Source organism: Streptomyces sp. NPDC044044 (assembly GCF_056434405.1).
Genome location: NZ_JBWKFG010000016.1, coordinates 61,999 through 80,674 on the forward strand (window position 1 = coordinate 61,999; position 18,676 = coordinate 80,674).

At 70.5% G+C, this 18,676-nt stretch carries 7 protein-coding genes; all 7 read left to right on the forward strand.

The window, feature by feature from the left end; translation table 11 throughout:
• The first annotated feature begins 2 nt into the window (after positions 1–2).
• The 7 genes from AC07AG_RS41320 to AC07AG_RS41350 all read left to right on the forward strand — a co-directional run bounded on the left by AC07AG_RS41320 (position 3) and on the right by AC07AG_RS41350 (position 18,668).
• The gene (locus tag AC07AG_RS41320) at positions 3–3,143 is read left to right on the forward strand and encodes a type I polyketide synthase (RefSeq protein WP_478762152.1); all 3,141 of its coding nucleotides are present in this window, start codon (positions 3–5) and stop codon (positions 3,141–3,143) included.
• 193 nt (positions 3,144–3,336) lie between these two features.
• Positions 3,337–6,459, forward strand: a complete 3,123-nt coding sequence (locus AC07AG_RS41325; protein WP_478762154.1) for a non-ribosomal peptide synthetase — start codon at positions 3,337–3,339, stop codon at positions 6,457–6,459.
• 694 nt (positions 6,460–7,153) lie between these two features.
• Positions 7,154–7,369 (forward strand): MbtH family protein, encoded by a 216-nt coding sequence (locus AC07AG_RS41330; RefSeq protein WP_478762156.1) that lies wholly within the window; start codon positions 7,154–7,156, stop codon positions 7,367–7,369.
• Between the two features lie 308 nt (positions 7,370–7,677).
• On the forward strand, positions 7,678–9,264 hold the full coding sequence (locus AC07AG_RS41335; RefSeq protein WP_478762157.1) for an amino acid adenylation domain-containing protein: 1,587 nt from the start codon (positions 7,678–7,680) through the stop codon (positions 9,262–9,264).
• Positions 9,265–9,297: 33 nt separating this feature from the next.
• The gene (locus AC07AG_RS41340; protein ID WP_478762159.1) at positions 9,298–9,528 is read left to right on the forward strand and encodes a phosphopantetheine-binding protein; all 231 of its coding nucleotides are present in this window, start codon (positions 9,298–9,300) and stop codon (positions 9,526–9,528) included.
• A 138-nt stretch (positions 9,529–9,666) separates the two neighbouring features.
• Positions 9,667–10,857, forward strand: coding sequence for an NAD(P)/FAD-dependent oxidoreductase (locus AC07AG_RS41345; protein WP_478762161.1), 1,191 nt, complete (start codon positions 9,667–9,669; stop codon positions 10,855–10,857).
• 44 nt (positions 10,858–10,901) lie between these two features.
• Positions 10,902–18,668, forward strand: coding sequence for an amino acid adenylation domain-containing protein (locus AC07AG_RS41350; RefSeq protein WP_478762162.1), 7,767 nt, complete (start codon positions 10,902–10,904; stop codon positions 18,666–18,668).
• The last annotated feature ends 8 nt before the right edge of the window (positions 18,669–18,676 follow it).

Consider the following 18,676-nt stretch of genomic DNA (forward strand, 5'->3'; position numbering starts at 1 on the left):
ACATGACCAACTCCGCGGATCGTACGGCGGACGGCGCGGACCGGGTCCAGCGTGCGCTCCGCACGCTGCTCGAGGAGCGCGACCGCCTCCGGCAGGAGAACGACGCCCTGCGGGCCGGCCGCGGCGAACCCATCGCCGTGGTGTCCATGGCGTGCCGCTACCCGGGAGGCGTGTCGACGCCCGAGGAACTGTGGGACCTGCTCCGCGAGGGCCGTGACGTCGTGGAGGAGTTCCCCAAGGACCGCGGGTGGCGGGACGTGTACGACGCGGACCCCGACGCCGTCGGCAGCACGTACGCGCGTCGGGGAGGCTTCCTGAGCGACGCGGCCGGCTTCGACGCGGGCTTCTTCGGCATCAGCCCGCGTGAGGCGCTGGCGATCGACCCGCACCACCGCCTGCTCCTGGAGACGTCGTGGGAGGTCCTCGAACGGGCCGGCATCGTCCCCGCCGACGTGCGCGGATCCGAGGTCGGTGTCTTCTCCGGGGTGAGTTCGTCCGAGTACGGGTGGCGCTTCCTGGAGGGCGGCCAGAAGGACCTGGAGGGCTACCTCCTGTACGGCAGCGCGCTGAGCGTCGCCTCCGGCCGGGTGGCCTACGAACTGGGCCTGACCGGACCGGCGGTGTCGGTGGACACCGCGTGCTCGTCGTCGCTGGTGGCCCTGCACATGGCGGCGCAGTCCCTGCGTTCGGGGGAGTGCTCGCTCGCGCTCGCGGGCGGGGCGACGGTGATGGCGACGCCCTCGTTCTTCGTGGAGTTCGCCCGGCAGCGCGCCCTGTCGGCCGACGGCCGGTGCAAGGCCTTCTCGGACGCCGCCGACGGAACCGGCTGGGCCGAGGGCGTGGGCGTACTGCTCCTTGAGCGGCTGTCCGACGCCCGCCGCAACGGCCACCCGGTGCTCGCCGTCCTGCGCGGTTCCGCCGTGAACCAGGACGGCGCCAGCAACGGACTGACCGCACCCAACGGCCGCGCCCAGGAGAAGGTGATCCGCAAGGCACTGGCGAACGCGGGGGTGTCGGCCTCCGAAGTGGATCTGGTCGAGGCCCACGGCACCGGGACCAAGCTGGGTGACCCCATCGAGGCGGGTGCGGTCCTTGCGACCTACGGACAGGGCCGGGCGGAGGGCAGGCCGCTGTGGCTGGGCTCCCTGAAGTCGAACATCGGTCACTCCATCGCCGCCGCGGGCGTCGGCGGGGTCATCAAGTCCGTGCTGGCCCTGCGCCACGGGTACCTGCCCAAGACCTTGCACGTGGACGCGCCCTCACAGCACGTGGACTGGTCGTCCGGCGACGTGGAAATCCTGGCGGAGGGGCGTGAGTGGCCCCGGACGGACGGGCCGCGGCGGGCCGGTGTGTCGTCGTTCGGGGTCAGCGGCACCAACGCGCACGTGATCCTGGAGGAGGAGCCGCCGCTGGAGTCCCCGCAGGATCCCTCACCGGATCTTGCACAGGAGCGCGCGGCGGACCCGGGCGTCGTCGGCGGCCTCGTGCCGTGGGTGGTGTCGGGCAAGAGCGCGGCGGCCCTGGAGCGGCAGGCGGGCAGGCTGAGCGAGTTCGTCGCCGCGGATCCGGGCGCCGATGTCGCCGACATCGGCGGGTCGCTGGTGTCGGGCCGGTCGCGCTTCGAGCACCGCGCGGTGGTCCTCGGCCGCGGTCGTGACGAGCTCCTGAGCGGCTCGGTGGCGCTGAGCGAGGGCGCCGAGTCCGCAGCGGTGGTGCGGGGTGTCGCCGGGAAACTCGGCGGCGTCGCCTTCATGTTCCCCGGCCAGGGATCGCAGTGGGCCGGCATGGGCCGGCAGCTGTACGCGAACTTCCCCGTCTTCGCGCGGTCCCTCGACGCGTGCGCGGCAGCGCTGTCCGAGTGGGTCGACTGGTCGCTGCTGGACGTGGTGCACGGCGTGGAGGGCGCGCCGACCCTGGAGCGGGTGGACGTCGTCCAGCCGGCGCTGTTCTCCGTGATGGTGTCCATGGCCGCACTGTGGCGGTCCTGGGGTGTGGAACCGGCCGCGGTGGTGGGACACAGCCAGGGCGAGATAGCCGCCGCCCACGTGTGCGGTGCGCTGTCCTTGCGGGACGCCACCAAGGTCGTGGCGCTGCGCAGCAAGGCCCTCCTGGACGTGATCGGGCACGGCGGCATGGCATCGGTCGCGGAGTCCGCGGACGTCGTGGCGCAGCGCCTGGCTCCGTGGAGCGACCAGGTGAGCGTCGCCGTGGTCAACGGACCCCGCTCGGTGGTGGTGTCCGGAGAGCCGGACGCGCTGGACGAGTTCGTCGAGAAGATGAAGGCCGACGGCGTCCAGGCCCGGCGGATAGCGGTCGACTACGCCTCCCATTCCCACCATGTGGCCCGGGTCCGGGACCAGGTGATCGACGCGCTGTCCGACGTGAGCCCCACGACGTCGACGCTTCCCTTCTGCTCGACGCTGTACGGCGAGACCATCGACACCGCCCGGCTGAACGCCGACTACTGGTACAACAACCTGCGCGAGAAGGTCCTCTTCGAGCCCTCCGTGCGGCAGTTGGCCGACGACGGCTTCCGGGTGTTCATCGAGATGAGCCCGCACCCCGTCCTGACCGTCCCGGTGCAGGAGACCGTCGAGGACGTGGACGACGCGCTGGTCCTCTCCTCGTCGCGGCGGGAGCGGGACGAGGTGGAGTCCGTGATCGGCTCGCTGGCCCAACTGCACGTGCGGGGCGGGTCCGTGGACTGGGACTCCCTGCTCGGGACGCGTCGGCGGGTCGATCTGCCGACGTACGCGTTCCAGCGGCAGCGGTACTGGCTCAGCTCATCGCACACGGCGGTGGAGGCGTCCTCGACGGAGCTGCCGCCCGAGGCCGACGACCACGTCGTCTCCCTGGCGGACAGGATCGCCGCCCTCGCCGACGACGACGCCAGGGCACTCGTCCTGGACCACGTACTCGAGAAGGTCGCCGTCGTGCTCGGACACTCCTCCGGTGAATCCGTCGACCCCGACCAGCAGTTCAAGGAGCTCGGATTCGACTCACTGCTGTCGGTGGAGCTGAGCAAGCGCCTGAGCGCGTCGACCGGACTCAAGCTGCGCGCGAACACGGTGCTGCGGCACCCGTCACCGCGACTGGTCGCCGAGCACGTCACGACCACGATCGCCAAGCGGGGACCGCGGTGAACCGACCGTCCCGCCGGCGGGACACCGCAAGGCCGGGAGCGGAGTGTCCCGCCGGGCACCGACTTGTCTTGAACGGCTGGATCACTTCCCGGAAGGTGGGAGTGATCCGTGGAATTCTCCGATTCCCGGTCCTATTTGCTTTGAGGGGTTGATTTCTGTGCGTTCGTTCGGTGCGTCGTCTGCGCATATTGGGATGTGGCGGGCGCAGGAAATGTTTCCCGACATGCTGAACCATGCGCTGACCATGTGGGACGTGGACGGTGAACTGGACACGGCGGTCATGGAATCCACGTTCCTGCACGTGATGAACGAGGCGGAGGTGCTGCGCGTCAATTTCGTCGACGGCGACAGCGGACTGCGCCTCGTGCCGAGGGAGTTGGGGGACTGGCGGCCGTTCTTCCTGGACCTGAGCGCCGAGGCCGACCCCGAGCAGGCGGCGCGCGAGGCACTGGCCGACCTGGTGCGCAGGCCCTTCGACCTGGAGCGGGACCTGCTGTTCCGGCTCGGCGCGGTCAAGCTCGGGGCGAGCCGCTCCCTCCTGGTGATCGCCTACCACCACCTCATATCGGACGGGTTCGGCTCGGGCGGTCTGCTCTCGCGGCGCCTGGCCGAGGTGTACACGGCGCTGGCGCGGGGCGAGAAGGCACCGGAGCCGGCGCACCCGTGGGACGCCGAGTCGTTCGCGACCGAGGCGACGCAGTACCTCGCCTCCCCCCAGGCCACCGAGGACACGGAGTTCTGGCGCGACTACCTGAAGGACGCGCCCGCGCCCGCCCAGGTACCGCGCGTCGCCCTGTCCGACGCGCAGCGCACCGCACTCGACGAACCGACGGGCAGCGCCGACCGCTGGGGTGAGCTGACCGAACCCCTCGGCATGGTGAGCCGCACACTGAGCGTCGGGCGCGCCGAGGCGGACGCGTGGGCCGAGACCGCGACGTCCATGGGCGTATGGACGTCGTCGCTGCTGACCGCGGCCGCCGCGGTGTACTTCCGGCACCGCTGCGACCGTCCGGAGTTCCTGCTCTCGCTGGCCGTGGGCAACCGGGTCGGCGTGGCGAGCAGGACGCCGGGCCTCGCGGTGAACGTGGTGCCGGTGCGGGTGAAGGCTCCGCTCGGCGCGACCTTCACCGAGATCGCCGACGCGATCGGCGACGAGACGTACGACATCTTCGATCACACCGCATGCCACTACTCGGAGATCCAGCGCGCGATCGGCACCGTCCTGGACGCGCGCGGCAGCTTCGGTGCCGTCATCAACGTCGTCGACTTCGTGGAGCAGCTCCACTTCGCGGACAGCCCGGCGCGTTACCTCGGCGGGACGACCGGTGTCTTCGACGAACTCTCCATCGCCGTCTACAACGACGGGACCGCCGACAGCGACCTGTTCATCCGGCTCGACGCCCCTGCGAGCCTGTACTCCCGCGCGGAGCTGCGCTTCATCGGCGAGGATTTCCTCGCCCACGTCCGTGCCGCGGTGGCCGCCGACGAGCAGCCGGTCGGCGCGCTGGACGTGGTGAGCGGCGCCGAGCGCGACCGGCTCCTGACGGCGCCGGACGACACGGACGCGCGGGTGCCCGGGACGACGGTCGCGGAGCTGTTCGCCCGTCAGGTGGAGCGGGACCCCGATGCCGTCGCGGTGGTGTCCGGGGACTCGGCCGTCGCGTACCGCGAGCTGGACGAGCGCTCCAGCCACCTGGCCCGCTCGCTGCGACGCAGGGACGTCGGGCCCGAGACGGTCGTGGCGGTGGCCATGGCTCGGTCGGCGGACCTGGTCGTCGCCCTGCTGGGCGTGGTGAAGGCGGGCGGGGCCTACCTGCTGCTCGACCCGGCGCTCCCGGCCGAGCGGCTCAGGTCAGCGGTCAAGGACGCGTCGGCGAGCGCACTGCTCACCGACACAAAGACGGCCGAACGGCTCCCCTCCGACCTGGGAGTTCCGGCGATCGCCTTCCAGGACGTCGCCGCGGACACCTCCGGTGACGACAGCGGCGGCGCGGGGGAGACACCCGCCCCGTCGCATCGCGACAGCCTGCTGGCCGTGTCGTACGGATACGCGGCGAACGGCGAGACCACCCCGGTCGCCGTGACGCACGGCAACCTGCGCCGGTTCGTCCTGGACCACCGCCTGCGGGAGACCGGCGACCGTACGGTGCTGTGGCATGCGCCGCACAGCGCCGACGTACTCGCCATCGAAGTGTGGGCGCCTTTGCTGAACGGCGGCCGGGTGGCCGTGGCTCCTGCAGGGGAGCTGGACACCGACGCGCTGGCCGAGGCGCGGGCGGCGCACGAGATCTCATCGGTGTGGCTGCCCGCGGGCCTCTTCTCGGCGATCGCGGCGCAGCGCCCCGAACTCCTCGCCGGGTTGCGCGAGGTGTGGACCGGCGGTGACCGCGTGTCCGCTGCCGCGCTGCGCCGGGTGCGCGAGGCCTGCCCCGAGCTGACGGTCGTCGACGCCCACGGCCCGGCGGGAGAGACCGGCTTCGCCGCGTCCGCCCGCTACGTCCTGGGCCCGGGACTCGCCCCCGTCCCCGTCGGTGTCACCGGGGAGCTGTACGTGGCAGGACCCGGCGTGGTGCGCGGATATCCCGGGCGCCCCGGTCGGACCGCGGCGGACTTCGTGCCCTGCCCGTTCGGTCCGGCGGGCGGGCTGATGCACCGGACCGGACAGCGGGTGCGGTGGGCCGCCGACGGACGGCTCGAGTACGTGGGCGGCGCCGGTACGCGGACCGATGTACGCGGTGTCCGGGTGGAGCTGGCCGAGGTCGAGGAGGCGCTCTCCGAGCACACGGGCCTCGCCCGGGCGGTGGTGGCCGTCCGGCAGGACGACGCCGGGCAGCAGCGGCTCGTGGCCTATGTGGTCCCGGCGGGCGGCCGAACCGTCGAGGCCGAGGAACTGCGCCGGTTCGCCGCGGGGCGGTTGCCCGAGACGATGGTGCCGTCGGTGTTCACGGTCGTCGAAAGCCTGCCGGTGACCGCCGACGGGAGGGTGGACCGGGCGTCGCTGCCGAAGCCCGTGCTCGACGACGGGAAATACCGCGCACCGCGCAACGAGACCGAGCGCATCCTGGCCGCGGCCTTCGCCGAGGTGCTCGAACTGGACCGGGTGGGCATCGACGAGGACTTCTTCGACCTCGGCGGCAACTCGCTGCGGGCGATCAGGCTGGTCGGTCTGATCCGGTCGGAGCTGAACCAGGAGGTGTCGATCCGCCGGGTGTTCGCGGCGCGCACCATCAGCGGTCTTTCGGACATGTGGAAGGACCTCGCCCGGTCCAGCAGGCCGGCCCTGCGCAGGAGGACGAAGGAGGGCGCGGTCGTCTGAGCGGGCCGACGACAGGACCTCCCGGTGTCCCGCCGACTCATGTCGGTCGGACACCGGGAGGTCCTGTCGTCGTTGTGTCTCGATGCCGGTCAGGCAGCGGCGGCGCCCGCCACCGCCTTGGCCGTGAACGCGGAGGCGTTGTCGAAGTCCGGCAGTCGGCCATCGAGGCCGCCGAGGCCGCCGAGGCCGCCGAGGCCGTCGAGCAGCCGTGTGAGTGGTCCGTCGTTCCCCCTTGGATCGGACCAGCCGCGTATCGACCTTAGAGGGGCGTTGGTGGGGCGGGGCGTGGGCGCGAGGGGAGTTCCGCTGCTGCTGGAGCGGCTCTTGAGTGGTTCTCGGAGGGCCGGCGGTGCTGGGGGTTGGTGCTCGGGCCGCCCGGTGGGCTGCGTCCGGGCTGCGTCCGGGGTGCGGGTGGGGTGCGGCCGGGCATCGTGGCACATGAAGGCGGTGGGGTACAGGAGTTCGGGGTGGGTGTGGGCTGGGGTGGGTGGCTGGTTGGTGGCGGAGCTGGTCGCTCTTGTAGCTGCGGTGGCGGCGTCCTTACGGTGACGTCGCAGTGCCGGGGTCGCCTCTTGTGTCGGATGTCCCGTCGACCGGACAGCACCGACGGGTGACCCGCGCCCGGTGCCTTTTGGCATCCGGCCCGGCGATGCCTGTTTCCCAGTAGCTCTGTGACGGTTAAGGACGGTGCCAGTTGAGCGCGAACCCGTTTGATGACGAGGACGGCCGCTTCTACGTCGTGGTCAATGACGAGGAGCAGCACTCCCTGTGGCCGGTGTTCACCGAGGTGCCCGTCGGCTGGCGGGTGGTGTTCGGTGAGGCGGCCAGGGCCGAGTGCCTTGAGTACGTCGAGCAGAACTGGACCGACCTGCGTCCCAGGAGCCTGCGCGAGGCCATGGCCACGGACTGAACACCACCCGCATCTCTGCCGAGTTGATGCGGCCGGGCCGTTGGACCTGCGCGTCACCGACGACGCCGACGCGCTGCTCCGCCCCGCCTGCCGCGGCTGAATCCTCGGCCGGCCACGTCCGCAGCTGCTGAAACGCGCCCGGCAAGGTCACCACGTCGGCCATCGAGCTGCCGGTCCGCCCACCGGAGCGCTACCCGCACATCGGCTGCCCTGCACGGTCTGCCCCTCGACAAGGGGGCGGCCCAGGTGCTCGACACGCAGACCGGCCCGCTCCGGACCGGCACCTCTCACACGTTTGGAGTCAGTCAATGAACCTTCAGGGAAGGCGAGTTGCCCTGCCCCCGGAGCCCGTCGTCCACCAGCAGTTCGAGGCGCACGCGAAGGCCACCCCCGACGCCGTGGCCGTCTTCTGCGCCGGTCGGCAGGTGACGTACGCGGAGCTGGACGCGAAGGCGAACCGGTTCGCGCACTTCTTGATGGCGCGCGGACACGGCCGGGGGGCGAAGGTCGGTGTCTGTCTCGACTATTCGATCGACATGCTCGTCGCCATCCTCGGCACGCTGAAGGCAGGCGCGGCCTACGTACCGTTCGACCCGGCCTACCCCGCGGCGAGACTCCAGCTGCTGCTGGGCCAGGTGCCCTCTCTCGCCCTGATCGTGGCCTCTCCGGAGACGGCCGGACTGGTCGGGTCCACGGATACCGAGGTCGTCGATCTGGAGCAGCTCTCCGATCAGCTGGAAGGCCTCCCGCCGACCGGTCCCGGCGTCCGCGTCACCGGCGACGACGTGTGCTACGCGGTCTTCACGTCCGGATCGACCGGCACACCGAAACTGACCGCGGTGCGGCACGAGGGCTGGTTCAACCTGATGAACTGGCTGCAGATCGAGTACGGCCTGCACAGCGGGTCGAACAACCTGGTCGTCAGCGCGTTCGGGTTCGACCTCTCCCAGCGCAGTCTGATGACGCCGCTGTTCTGCGGCGCCACCCAATACCTCATGGCGAGCCGGAACTTCGACGCCCTGATGGCCTACCGCATGCTGACCGACCACGAGATACGCACGGTGCACTGCGCCTCCAGCACGCTGTACCTGCTGGTGGACTGGGAGACCGCACGCGGTGGTGAGGTGCTCTCCAGGCTCGACTACATGCTGTTCGGCGGGGAGCCGCTGAAGGTCGAACGGATCGCCAACTGGGCGCACCGCGAGGGCAATACGTGCACCCTCCTGCACCAGTACGGCGTCGCCGAGTGCACGGATGTCGCGACGTCGTACGACCTTGCCGCGTACCGGCCCGGCGACCAGGACATCCCGCCGGTCGGAAAGCCGGCCTACAACACCGGCATCCACCTCCTCGACGAGCAGTTGCGCCCTGTCGGGCCGGGGGAGCACGGCGAGATCTGCATCTCCGGGGCCGGCATCGGAGCGGGTTACCTCAACGGCACCGGTCCCGAGAACGAGAAGTTCACGACCATCGAGGTCGACGGTGCGCCGTGCAGGCTGTACCGGACGGGTGATCGCGGGCACGTGACCGAGGCCGGTGAACTCGTCGTCGCAGGCCGGATGGACGCACAGGTGAAGGTGCGAGGCATGCGCATCGACCCCACCGACATCGAGCGTGCGCTCGGCAGGCTGGCCGGGGTCCGCGAGGCCGCCGTGGTCGTCGCCCACAACGCCTCCGGCGAGGCCGAGCTGATCGCGTTCGTCGTCCCGTCGGCGAACGAGCTCACTGAGGACGATCTGCGCGCCCGCCTCCTGAGGACGCTGCCGCGGAACATGGTTCCTGCCAGATTCATGAATGTCCTGCGAATTCCCCTGAGCCCGCACGGAAAAGTCGACCGCGCGGCGCTGGTCGAAACATGCCGGAACCTGTACGCCAACAGCGGCACGGCGGCATAGCCGACGGCCTTGATGACAACCGAGAGGACTGTGATGATTGCCGATAGGGTGCGCGCCATATGGTGCCGGGAACTCCAGCGTGACGACATTTCTTTCGATGACGATTTCTTCGCCGTCGGAGGCCAGTCCGTGATCATGTCGAAGATTCAGATCGCCTTCATCGACGAGCTGGGAGTCGAGGTCGCCATGGACCGGATGTACCTCAACCCGACGGTTGCTTCGATATCTGCGTACATCGAATCCATGGATTCGGTTGTGCTGTAACTCGAGGCCGGATTGGTTCCGCATTCTCTTCCGTCGACCCGCTGCCGACTCGCTGCGTCGACCGTGCTCCACCGCATTTACTCTCTCGGCTACGGCCGTTGGGATCTTTGAATCCAATCTGGTACGAGAGGTGCCGCCATGTACGACGTAATTGTCATCGGTGCCCGCTGTGCGGGTTCGCCGGCGGCCATGCTGTTCGCTCGGCAGGGATATCGCGTCTTGCTGCTCGAGAAAGCGAAGTTCCCGCAGGACACGCTGTCCTCGCACTACATCCACCAGCCGGGTGTGGCGTTGCTCGATCGATGGGGGCTGCTCGACGAACTCCGCGACGCGGGGTGCCGGCCGATCAACCACCAGAGCTATGAGGCGCTCGGTGTCCGGCTGGAAGGGTTCTCCCTGCCGGTCGACGGCCATCGGACCACGTACGCGCCCAGGCGCTTCGTGCTCGACCCGATCCTCGCGCGCGGGGCCGTGGCCGCCGGCGTGGAGTTCCGCGAGTCGTGTGCCGTCAACGACCTGCTCTACGAGGGTGACCGGGTCGTCGGCGTGCGGTACACGACGCCCGGCGGCGCCGAGGCGACGGAGCGTGCGCGACTGGTCGTCGGTGCGGACGGCATGCGCTCGCTGGTGGCCCGCAAGGTCGGTGCGCCGAAGGTCGTCGAGCGCCCGCGGATGACCTGCGCCTACTACAGCTACTGGGAGGGAGTCCCGGCCAACTTCGAGCTGTACGAGCGGCCGGGCCGCTGGATCGCCCTCGCCCCCACCAATGACGGCCTCACGCTGATCATGACCTACTTCCCGCAGAGCGAGTTCTCGCAGGTCCGCTCCGTGGGGGTGGAGACCTCCTACCTCGAAGCTGTCCGTACGACGGCTCCCGAGCTGTACGGGCGGATGTCCGAGGGCAAGCGCGTGGAGCAGATGTACGGCACGGGCGCCCAGGAGAACTACTTCCGCAAGGCCTACGGGCCCGGGTGGGTACTGCTCGGCGACGCCGTGCACCACAAGGACTCCATCACCGCTCGCGGTATCACCGACGCCTTCCTCCAGGTCCAGTCGCTGACCGGCCACATCGGGGATCAGTTGCACGACGAAGAGGCGCTCACGGCGGCGTTGAGGCGCTACGAGCGTGATCTGGACGACAAGTTCTACAGCTTCTACCAGGGCGCGCTCAACGTCGCCGAGCTCAAGCCCGAGCGGCACACGGAGATGGTGCAGAAGCTGGTCGGCAACCAGGACCTGATCGACCGCTACTTCTCGACGGTGTCGGGTGCCTATTCCTTCGACGACTTCTACAGCAACGAACTCCTGACAGTACTCGATCAGGGCTGACCGGCGGATTGTTCCCCGACAGACCCCGCCCACTTGGAGACTCAATGATTCCGTTGTCGTTCGCGCAGCGCCGACTGTGGTTCGTGGACCGGTTCGAAGGCCCGTCGCCGACCTACAACGGGGCCTTCGCCCTGCGGCTGACCGGTGAACTGAACGTCAGTGCCCTGGAGTTGGCGCTGCGCGACGTCATCGAGAGGCACGAGATCCTCCGTACGGTCATCGTCGAGGACGGTGACGGGGTCCCGCACCAGCAGGTGCTGTCATCCGGGCAGGATCCGTTCGGCCTGCCGGTGGTCGAGGTCGCCGGGGAAGCCGAGCGGGCGGCCGCTGTCGACGAGTTCGCCACCCGGACCTTCGACCTGGCCGCCGACATACCGATCCGCGCCAGGCTGGTGCGGAGCGGACCGCGCGAGCACTCCCTGGTGATGGTGATGCACCACATCGCCGTGGACGGGGAGTCGTTCGGCCCGCTGTTCCGTGACATCAACACGGCCTACGTGGCCCGCACGGAGGCAAGCGCCCCGGTGTGGGAGCCGCTGCCGGTGCAGTACGCGGACTACACGCTGTGGCAACGGGACGTGCTCGGCGACGAGTCCGATCCGGAGAGCCTGGGAGCCAGGCAGCTGGAGTACTGGCGGCAGACGCTGGCCGACCTGTCCCAGCCGCTGGCGATGCCCACGGACCGCCCGCGTCCCAAGGCGATGAGCCATCGCGGCGACATGGTCCCGTTCTCGATCGATGCCGACCTGCTGCGGTCGGTCGAGAAGCTGGCCGCCGAGGCGGACACCACGGTGTCGATGGTCATGCACTCCGCGCTGGGGGTCCTTCTGCACCACGTCGGCTGCGGTGACGACGTGCCCATCGGGGCACCGATCGCGGGTCGCGTCGATGAGGAACTGCGGGACCTCGTCGGGTTCTTCGTCAACACGTGGGTGCTGCGCGTCGAACTGTCCGGGAACCCGACCTTCGCGCAGCTGCTCCAGCGGGTGCGGGAGCGGGCGCTGGCCGCGTACGACAACCAGGACCTGCCCTTCGAGCGGCTGGTCGAGCTCCTCAACCCGGACCGGTCCACCGCGTACAACCCTCTCTTCCAGGTGATGCTCGCCTGGCAGGAACAAGTGCCGGCGATGCAGTTCCCCGGCCTCGACCTCCAGGTCGCGAAGCTCGAGACCGGCACAGCCAAGTTCGACCTGTTCTTCGACCTGGTCCCGAACGACACGGGCGGGGCGGGTTGCCGGCTTGAGTACCGCACCGACCTCTTCGACAGGAGCACGGTCGAAGACCTCGCGAACCGGTTCGTCCGCGTCCTTGGCCAGCTCGTGGCCGACTCCGAGCGCCCGATCGGCGGCGTCGACGTGCTCGACGCGGCCGAGCGGGAGCGGCTGCTCACCGAGTTCAACGACACCGCCACGGCGGTGTCCGAGCTGACGGTCCCCGAGCTGTTCGAACAGCAGGTGGCGAGGACCCCGGACGCCACGGCGATCGCGTGCGACGACCGCACGCTGACCTACCGGGAGCTCGACGACCGGGCGAACGCCGTCGCCTGGGAGCTGGTCCGGCGCGGTGCCGGACCGGAAGACCTGGTGGTGCTCGCGCTGCCGCGCACGCAGGACCTGGCGGTCGGCCTGCTCGGGATCCTCAAGTCCGGTGCCGGGTATGTGCCGATGGACCCGCAGTACCTCAGTGGGCGGGCACAGAGCGTGCTGTCCGAAGCGGCTCCGCGGTTCGTGGTCACCGACACCGCGACGTGGCAGGACCTGCCGGACAACGACATGTCGTGCCTCAACGTGGACCTGCGCGCGCAGTGGGAGGCACCGGAGGGAGTCCTGGACAACGCCCACCGGGTCTCGCCCCTGGCGCCGGACAACCTGGCCTACGTCATGTACACCTCCGGCTCCACGGGCAAGCCGAAGGGCGCCGCGATCACCCATCGCAGTGTCGTCAACGGCGTGCGGGAACTGGTGCGCGTCCTGGACGCGCCGCCCGGGTCGCGGATGCTGGCGGGCACCTCGGTCAACTTCGACGTCTCGGTCTTCGAGCTCCTGACCACCCTGTCCACCGGCGGCACGGCCGAGATCGTGTCCTCCGCGCTGGTGCTCGGCGAGCGGGACGGCTGGGACGGCCAGGTGATCAGCGCGGTCCCCTCGGTGCTCGGGGAACTGGTGGAGCACCTGGAGAAGACCACCGACGTGCGCACGGTCGTCTTCGCGGGCGATGTGCTCCCGGCCCGGCTGGTGCGGCAGGTGCGTGAGGCCCTCCCCGGCGTGCAGATCGTCAACTCCTACGGGCAGAGCGAGAGTTTCTACGCCACCACCTTCTCCCTCGCGGCATCCGAGGAGTGGACGGACGGCGAGGTCGCGCCCATCGGCACACCGCTGGGGAACATGCGCGCCTACGTGCTGGGCCCCGGCCTCGCCCCCGTGCCACAGGGCGTGATCGGTGAGCTGTACGTGGTCGGGACGTGCGTGGGCCGCGGCTACCACGGCCACCCGGGCATGACCGCCGAGCGCTTCGTCGCGAACCCGTTCGGCCCGGCGGGCGAACGGATGTACCGCACCGGCGACCTGGCCCGCTGGAACGCGCACGGCCAGCTGGAGTGCCTGGGCAGGAGCGACGGCCAGGTGAAGGTGCGCGGCTTCCGCATCGAGCCCTCCGAGATCGAGGCGGTGTGCGAGCTCTACCCCGGCATCCGCGAGTCGGTGGTGATCAGCCGTGAGGTGCCCTCCGGGGGGCGTCAGCTCGTCGCGTACGTCGTGCACGAAGGCGACGGCGCCGTCCCCGACAACGGAGCCGGCGGCGTCGGCGACGCGGACGTGCTGGCCGGTGCCTCGGCCGCCGAGCTGCGCAGGTTCGTGGCGGCGCGGCTCCCCGACTACATGGTGCCGTCGGCCTTCGTGACCGTCGGCCGGATGCCGCTGGGGCCCACCGGCAAGCTGGACCGCTCGGCGCTGCCGGAGCCCGAGTTCGTGGGCGAGGTCTACCGCAAGCCCCGCACGGAGACCGAGGCGATCATCGTCGCGGTGTACACGGACGTGCTCGGCGTGGAGCGCGTCGGCATCGACGACGACTTCTTCGCGGCGGGCGGCGACAGCCTGCGGTCGATCCAGGTGGTGGCACGGGCCCGGGCCCGCGGCCTGAAGCTGACCACGCGGGAGATCTTCGAGTGCCGCACGGCGGCCCGTCTCGCCGAGGTGGCATCCGACCGTCAGGACGAGGTGCCCACGCTCGCCGAGGAGGCCGGCGGCGGCGTCGGCACGATGCCCCTGCAGCCGGTGGCACGGCAGGTGTTCGAGCACGGCGGCGGGATGAACCGGTTCGCCATGGCGATGGCGCTGGAGCTTCCCGCGGGCATCGACGAGGACGGCCTCGCCGCGACGCTGGACGCCGTGCTCGACCGGCACGATCTGCTGCGCGCCCGGCTGGTGCGCGGCGACGACCCCTTCCTGGATGTCCGTCCGCCGGGCGCCGTGCGGGCGGTGGACCTGACCCGCAGGGTTGCCTGCGACGGCCGTTGGGAGGAGCCGTCCTCGCTGCGGTCGGCGAAGGAGGAGCTGGACGAGGCGGCCGGGCGACTCGACCCGGAGGCCGGGACGATGGCCCAGTTCGTCTGGTTCGCCACCGGCTCGGGTGCGGGCCGACTGCTCGTGGTGCTGCACCACCTGGTGGTGGACGGCGTCTCCTGGCGGATCCTCATGTCGGACCTCGCCGAGGCATGGCAGCAGGTCCACGCCGGAAGGACGCCCGAGCTGCCCTCGGTCGGCACCTCCGCCCGCCGCTGGGCCCTTGCGCTCCAGGACGAGGCACTCACCCCGGAGCGGGAAGCGGAGCTGGCGTACTGGCAGGACGTGCTCGAGTCCCCCAACTCCCCGCTGGGCAGCCGGGCGTTCGACCCGGCGGTCGATGTGATGTCCACGGTCGACACCGTGCGGGTGCAGCTGCCCGCCGACGTCACCGAGGCGGTGCTGACCAAGCTGCCCGCGGCGTTCAAGAGCACCGGGACCGACGTGCTGCTCGCCGCCCTCGCCCTGGCGGTGAACCGCTGGCGCGGTACGCAGAGTTCGACCCTGGTCCGCATGGAAGGCCACGGCCGCGAGGAGGACATCGTCCCCGGCGCCGACCTCTCCCGGACCATCGGATGGTTCACCAGCATGTACCCGGCCCGCGTCGACGTGGGCGGGGCGGACCTGGCCGACGTGCTGGCGGGCGGCCCCGCGGCCGGAACGGCGATCAAACAGGTCAAGGAGCAGCTGCGCCAGATCCCGGACAAGGGCGTGGGCTACGCACTGCTGCGTCACCTGAACCCGGAGACCGCCGAGCAGCTCGCCGAGTACCGGGCGCCGCAGATCGGGTTCAACTACCTGGGCCGGATCTCCGACACGGACGTGCCCGAGCACCTGCGCGCGCAGGGCTGGGGTCCCGCGTCCTGGTCCGCCGACCTGATCCCGGCACTCGACGAGGACCAGCCCGCGCTGTCCGCCCTCGAGGTCAACTCGCTCGCCACGGGCAGCGCCGACGGCCCGCGGCTGCAGACCGCCTTCATGTTCCCCACCGGCGTGCTCTCCCGTGAGCAGGTCCAGGAGCTGGCGGAGCTGTGGGTCGAAGTGCTGCACGGCTTGGCCGCGCACGCCACCCATCCGCGGACCGGCGGGCTCACGCCCTCCGACGCCCCGCTGGTGGTGGTGAAGCAGGACGAGATCGAGGCATGGGAGACGCGCTACGGCCGGCTGACCGACGTATGGCCGCAGTCCCCCGGACAGTCCGGCATCCAGTTCCAGGCGGCGATGGCCGAGGACTCCTACGACGTCTACCACATGCAGCTGGTGCTGCACCTGTCCGGACAGGTGGACGCGGCACGCATGCGGGCGGCCGGACAGGCGATGCTGGAGCGGTACCCCAACCTGCGCGCCGCGTTCGGCAGCACGGCCGACGGCGACCCGGTGCAGGTCCTGCCGGAACACGTGGCCCTGCCGTGGCGGCACATCGACGTGACCGGTCAGAGCGAGGCCGAGCAGGACGCGGCGCTGGACGCCTTCCTCGCCGAGGACCGGGCCGACCGGCTCGACCCCGCCCGGCCACCGCTGTTCCGCCTGGGGCTCATCACCTGCGGACCGCAGCAGGCCAAGCTGGTCATCACGGCACACCACACCGTCTTCGACGGCTGGTCGTCGCCGCTGGTGATCAAGGATGTCATCCGGCTGTACGCCGGCACCGGCGACCTTCCCCCGGTCCGCAGCTACGGCGACTACCTGACCTGGCTGTCCACCCACGACCGTGAGGCGTCGGCCGCCCGGTGGAAGGCCGAGCTCGACGGATTCGACCAGCCGACCCTCGTGGCTCCGGACGCCTCCGTCCAGGACGGCGCGTCCGCCATCGGCAAGATCGAGGTACCCCTGTCGATCGACAAGGGACGCGAACTCGCCGGGCGTGCCGCGGAACTCGGCGTCACGCTCAACACGCTCGTGCAGGGCGCGTGGGCGATCCTGCTGTCGAAACTGACCGGACGGCAGGACGTGGTCTTCGGCGCGGCCGTCAACGGCCGCCCGCCGGACCTGATCGGCTCCGACGAAATGGTCGGCCTGTTCATCAACACCCTCCCGATCAGGGTGTTCTGGCAGCTGAACGACAGCGTGGCCGACATCGTCACCCAGCTGCAGAACCGGCAGATGACACTGCTCGACCACCACTACTACGGCCTCGCCGACATCCAGCGCGAGAGCGGACTGCCCGCCCTGTTCGACACGTTCATCGGGTTCGAGAACTACCCGATGGACCGCGAGGGCATGGTCGACGCGAACACCTCGGCGGGACTGGCCATCGATGCCATCCGGCCGATCGCGGGCGCCCACTACGCGCTCGCCCTCGCCGCAGCCGACCCCTATCTGCGGCTCTCCCTCGACTACCAGAAGGACCTCTACACCCTCGCCGAGGCCGAGGCCGTCGGCGCCCGCCTGGTCCGGGTCCTGGAGCAGATACTCGCGGACCCGCACGCACCGGTCAGCGCGATCGAGGTGCTGTCGCAGGAGGAGCGGGAGCGGCTGCTGGAGGAGGTCAACGACACGGCGCATCCGGTGTCGGGGGACACCCTGCCGGGCGCGTTCGAGGCCCAGGCGGAGCGCACCCCGGACCGCGTCGCCGTGGTCGGTGAGCAGGAGACGCTCACGTACGGGGAGTTCAACCGGCGTGCCAATCAGCTGGCCCACTGGCTGGTGGAACAGGGCGCGGGCCCTGATCAGCCCGTCGCCGTGCGCATCCCGCGATCCGTCGACCTGATGGTGGCGGCCTGCGCGGTGGTCAAGGCGGGCGCGGCGTACGTGCCGGTGGACCCCGAGCTGCCCGAGGACCGGGTGCGGCACATGCTCGACAGCGCCAAGCCTCTGCTGGTCATCGAAGAAGACCTGCCGGACGTCTCCGGATATCCGCAGACGAACCCGGAGCGTGCGCTGCTGCCGGACCACGTCGCCTACGTCATCTTCACCTCCGGCTCCACGGGCGGCCCCAAGGGCGTCCAGGTGTCACACCGGTCGATCATGAACCGGCTCGAGTGGGGCCTGGAGCACTTCACCGTCACGGCCGAGGACCGGGTGCTGTTCAGCACGGCCCCGAGCTTCGACGCGTCGATGCCGGAGATGTTCGCACCCCTGCAGGTGGGCGCCGCCGTGGTGATCGCACGCCCGGACGGGCGCCGGGACCCGGCCTACCTGGCCGAGCTGATCCAGCGCGAGCGCGTGACCGGCGCGGTCTTCGTCTCCTCCCTCCTCGCGGCGTTCGTGGAAGAACCCACGGCACGCGCCTGCACCAGCCTGCGCTGGGTCGAGGTCGGGGCCGAGCCGTTCCCGGCCGAGCTGGCCAACCGGTTCGTCGAGCTGCTGCCCGGCTGCGTCGCGCACAACCTCTACGGCCCCACCGAGGCATCGGTGGAGGTGACGACATGGCGGCACGAGCCCGGTGCTGACCGGCTGCCGATCGGCGCGCCGATCTGGAACACCCGGGTCTACGTCCTTGACGCGGCCCTGCGCCCGGTCGCGCCGGGAGTCGCCGGGGAGCTGTACATCGAAGGCACCGCGCTGGCGAGGGGCTACCTCGGGCAGCCCGTGCTGACCGCGAACCGGTTCGTCGCCAGCCCCTACGGCGCACCCGGCGCGCGGATGTACCGCACCGGCGACGTGGTGCGCTGGACCAGGGACGGCGGGCTCGAATACGTCGACCGGAGCGACTTCCAGGTCAAGATCCGTGGCCGTCGCATCGAGCTGGGCGAGATCGAGTCGGTGCTGACCGCGCACCCGGACGTCAGCAACGCGGTGGCCGTCGTGCGCGAGGAGAGCGCCGGTGACCAGCGGCTGCTCGCGTACGTGGTGCCGGGCGGCAAGGCGGACCCCGCCGAACTGGACACCGAGGCCCTGACGGCCCTGCTCCAGGAGCAACTGCCGGAGTACATGGTCCCCTCGGCGATCGTGCCGCTGGCCGAGCTCCCCAAGACCCTGAGCGGGAAGCTCGACCGGGCCGCGCTCCCCGCACCCGACTACGCCGAAGCCGCGGCCGGCCGCGGACCGCGCAACCACAAAGAGGAAGTCCTGTGCCGGCTGTTCGCCGAGCTGCTCGGTGTGGAGGAGGTCGGCATCGACGCCGGCTTCTTCGACCTCGGCGGGCACTCGCTGCTGGCCACGCGGTTGATCGGCCGCATACGCAACGAACTCAACATCGACGTGAAGGTCACGATGGTCTTCGCCAATCCGACTGTCGCCCAACTGGCAGATCGGCTCGATGAACTGGCCACGTCGAACCGGCCCCAGCTGCGTCAGATGACCGTTTAGGAGAAGCG

Coding starts and splice junctions, on each gene's coding strand:
- AC07AG_RS41340 (WP_478762159.1), top strand. CDS start 9,298: ATGATTGCCGATAGGGTGCGCGCCATATGGTGCCGGGAACTCCAGCGT.
- AC07AG_RS41325 (WP_478762154.1), top strand. CDS start 3,337: ATGTGGCGGGCGCAGGAAATGTTTCCCGACATGCTGAACCATGCGCTG.
- AC07AG_RS41320 (WP_478762152.1), top strand. CDS start 3: ATGACCAACTCCGCGGATCGTACGGCGGACGGCGCGGACCGGGTCCAG.
- AC07AG_RS41335 (WP_478762157.1), top strand. CDS start 7,678: ATGAACCTTCAGGGAAGGCGAGTTGCCCTGCCCCCGGAGCCCGTCGTC.
- AC07AG_RS41345 (WP_478762161.1), top strand. CDS start 9,667: ATGTACGACGTAATTGTCATCGGTGCCCGCTGTGCGGGTTCGCCGGCG.
- AC07AG_RS41350 (WP_478762162.1), top strand. CDS start 10,902: ATGATTCCGTTGTCGTTCGCGCAGCGCCGACTGTGGTTCGTGGACCGG.